Genomic DNA, 3,273 nt, shown 5'->3' on the forward strand with positions numbered 1-3,273 from the left:
CGATCCCGAGGAGTGTCACAACCGGCGTCGGGCCGCTTCATACGATTGAGATCGTACAATATGACGCTACGTACGATTCAAGCTCTCTCGAAAACGAACGGAATGGAAAGTGCACTTTATCTATTAAACCTGACTGCTTCGCCTTGGGAATGCCACTCGATAGTAATGAAAGGACCCTGCAGTGCCTGATCCGTCCTCTGGACTGAAGCTCAAACCGGTGGTGCAGAACGAGACGACCCTTGACGTGTAACACTTCATGCAAAAGCTTATCAGCGCGGCGCAATTGCGAGAGCTCGCTCGCGTCAAAGGCGCTTCGTCGATCTTCCGGCTCCAGCTAAGTTGGTCGCCGACGAAACGGCGGATGATGCGCTTCAAATCGGCGCGACAAGCTGAAAAGCGGACCCATACAACAGGCAAGCCTTGATTCTGTTGGAAATTTTTCGATGTGAATAAGTCGAGGCGCCTGCACTTTGCAGCATAGTTCGCCCGCAAACGACATTTTCTGAAAGCATCCAATTGCGCACGCGCTTGTCGCGGGCCGCTGGTCATTGTTAGTAATGAAAAAGCATGGCTTCGAAGAGGATGCCGAAGCCGGGATCACAACGAAGCTCAAGCGCGGGACGTTCTCCGCGACGTTCTTCCTTGCGTGCCTTGCAGCAATGGAGCTTGAGGGAGTGATATTGGAGGAGATTTAGAGCATTGGTAGCTAAGCGCCCAAAGGTGGCCTTGGATGCGTGCGCGCCAAAGTTTCCTTTCCTGCCGTCGTCTGCATAAAGTGCGTCGGCACAGAGCGCGGCCAAAAAGCCATCAAGAATTTTAGACGGTCGGCACTTAAGCGAGCTGCTGGGGGTACGGACGCGGAAGTGTCCGCGCGGCATCTGGCGGCTTGAGTTTAGGGAAACGACGCTGAAACCCTTTGTGGCGTTTGCGCCATAATACCGCATCGATGACCAATCGTTTGAACCAAACGAGCAGGCAAAGCAACCGGCGTGCTGCAAGGTGGACGTTATCGAGTAAGCGCAAAGCGTCGTCGAATTTTGTATCCGATAGTCAATATCCTACGATCGCGTGCAGTTCGCTGCACGATGCAGCCCGGATACGATCGATGTCCGTCGCGACAAAGGCCCAAGTACTCAGCATCAACGATTTGGATGATCGCAACCGCGCCGTTCGCCGCGTGAAGGCGCTGGTCCGCGAGTTCACTGCCGCGTTACCCGCTCAGCCAGCGCCGCATCAGGTTGTGCTCATCAGGAATGCCGCGGAGCTGACCGCCATCACCGAGCAGATGAACGCCGTCTGAACCTTCCCGCCACACCATCACAGACCGAGGACTTCGACGCTGTGATGCAGCGGCTCGCAACGCCTCAGCAAGGCGCTGGAGAAGCCGATGCCTCCACCAGCGCTGAGGTGGCGGACGATCGTGACGAACGCACACCCGATGGCACTACCAGCATTTCGCACGAGGGCAAGGAGCTCGTCGTCGGCAAAGACGGACTAGTTGAAGTGGAGGATCGCATCGCCGCGGTGCTTCGCTCTCACGCTTCATGGATGCTGCCTGATGCCCAAGACCGCGATCGATCGCTTGTTCGGCACCAATGCGCCCGGCCGAAACTTCGCCGCCGTCACGCCGAGCGACAGCCAGGACTTGGTCCAGGTCACGTCCAGCCTGATCGTGACGATCGGCTCCGGCCGCACCGGCACATCGCGGTCCTCATCGCCAATGCGTCGGTCTCCATCCCGCGCCGTCGGCACCTACAAGCTCGACCTTCAGGCCCGCCGCGTCATGGCGACGGGCACAGCTCTTGGCACAGGCGGCGTCGTCGCGCTTTGGAGCTGATTTCATAACCGCGAAAGGAACACATTATGTCGACCACCTACTTGTGCCGCCTCTTCGGTGGCCGCAAGGGTTTGCGGCGGAGTTACCGGCGATCGAGCGCGACCTTCAGGTGGCTGGGCCGAAGATCGTCGAGCGCTACTGTCAAAGGCTGCAGAAAAAATCGAGGTCTGCGATCGGTAAGCAATACGAAGAATGGGCGCCTCTCGCGGCAGCGACCATCGAGGATAAGCAGCGCCACGGCTTCAAGACACCGGCACCGCTACTACGCACGGGTGAGCTGCGCGACAGTATCGAGTACACCGTGAACGGTTTGGAAGGTGCAGTCGGAAGCGATAGCCATGTCATAGCCATCACCGCGCGATCGGCAGGACGCGGCAGAATAGCATCATAGCTCACCTAGCAAGGCTGTTCGTCGGCGTAGTCTACTCTATGAAGCCACTGGCGAGCGATCACGCCTGGGTCATGTTCAGAGAGATCGGCCGGGTCAAAGGCGTCGAATGCAACGCTCTTGTAGCGAGCGCGCTCGTGACCCAGAGATCGACCGATCGATAGGGCTGCGGCATTGAAAAGCCGCCAGTCCGAGGCCCCATTTTCGGTGAAGAGATGAGATATTTCGGCGATCTTCGAATCCGCTAGATGCGCCGCGCGGTGCATGTGCGTTTCAGCTTCGTTGATCGGGCGCCTCCATTCGTCCAACCTCTTCTTACGCATGTGCCGGCTTTCTGGAGTGTAATACGGTTGAGGCGGCCTCGTTAGCCTCGTGACCGCAGGACGTCGCGCCAATGCTCGACAGAGTGGCAGAACTGGACCAATTGAACGAACGCGTTCCACACTGGGTTAGAGATTTCGGCCTGGGAGAACCGGCTCCAGTGAAGCTTTGGTGCCCAATATTCGAGAACGTCCATTCGCTGCCCCTTTTTGCCCGGCGCTACACACGCAGCCTATCCTCTTTGAGAATGCTCAACTCTGCGAATTCGTTGGCGCAAGCGCTGCAGCGATCCCAGATCTGACGATCGTCGCCGTGGACGCCCAGCGTGAGATAGTAGTTGCGGCTCTGGTGCTTGGCAAAGATGATCCATTCGCCCGTGAGCGCCGGCTGCGAATTAGGCGCAGCGTTGCCAGCTCGCTCGGAATAGCCGTCGATCACAAGATGATAGGGCACATTGGCCGCCGGCTTCTCGCGTGCTAGCCGCTCAAGCCGTTCGTCAGTCCAGTGGTTGTCGAGGTTCTTCCAGATGTACTTTGGCTGCATGAAGCGCTTGTGCCAAAGCCTCGCCAACAGCCGGCCCCGAAACTCAGTCGGCGGCTTTGTGAGAGATGGTTTGGATCCAGGGAGACCTTCGAGCGCTGCGATCTCGTCTAGTGGTTCATCACAGTGGTTTTGACTCTTTGGCGGCAGCTGGATAGGCGCGGCCGAGTTTGGCGCGGGCTTTGTC

6 protein-coding genes are annotated in these 3,273 nt (G+C 58.1%); 4 read left to right on the plus strand and 2 right to left on the minus strand.

The window, feature by feature from the left end:
• Positions 1 to 557 precede the first annotated feature (557 nt).
• From SO139_RS45845 to SO139_RS45860, 4 genes are all read left to right on the plus strand, one after another.
• On the plus strand, positions 558 to 695 hold the full coding sequence (locus SO139_RS45845) for a DUF6471 domain-containing protein (RefSeq protein ID WP_498542116.1): 138 nt from the start codon (positions 558 to 560) through the stop codon (positions 693 to 695).
• Between the two features lie 410 nt (positions 696 to 1,105).
• Positions 1,106 to 1,300, plus strand: a complete 195-nt coding sequence (locus SO139_RS45850; RefSeq protein ID WP_498542117.1) for a hypothetical protein — start codon at positions 1,106 to 1,108, stop codon at positions 1,298 to 1,300.
• Positions 1,301 to 1,558: 258 nt separating this feature from the next.
• Positions 1,559 to 1,837, plus strand: coding sequence for a spike base protein, RCAP_Rcc01079 family (locus tag SO139_RS45855; protein ID WP_498542118.1), 279 nt, complete (start codon positions 1,559 to 1,561; stop codon positions 1,835 to 1,837).
• Positions 1,803 to 2,228 (plus strand): hypothetical protein, encoded by a 426-nt coding sequence (locus SO139_RS45860; protein WP_498542119.1) that lies wholly within the window; start codon positions 1,803 to 1,805, stop codon positions 2,226 to 2,228. The genes SO139_RS45855 and SO139_RS45860 overlap by 35 nt, the downstream gene beginning before the upstream one ends.
• A 5-nt stretch (positions 2,229 to 2,233) precedes the next feature.
• Here SO139_RS45860 and SO139_RS45865 read toward each other — a convergent pair whose 3' ends face one another.
• Together SO139_RS45865 and SO139_RS45870 are read right to left on the minus strand one after the other, a co-directional pair.
• On the minus strand, positions 2,234 to 2,548 hold the full coding sequence (locus SO139_RS45865) for a hypothetical protein (RefSeq protein WP_498542120.1): 315 nt from the start codon (positions 2,546 to 2,548) through the stop codon (positions 2,234 to 2,236).
• Positions 2,549 to 2,765: 217 nt separating this feature from the next.
• On the minus strand, positions 2,766 to 3,116 hold the full coding sequence (locus SO139_RS45870; protein ID WP_498542121.1) for a hypothetical protein: 351 nt from the start codon (positions 3,114 to 3,116) through the stop codon (positions 2,766 to 2,768).
• Between the last annotated feature and the right edge of the window lie 157 nt (positions 3,117 to 3,273).

It is taken from the genome of Bradyrhizobium sp. UFLA05-89 (genome assembly GCF_059803475.1).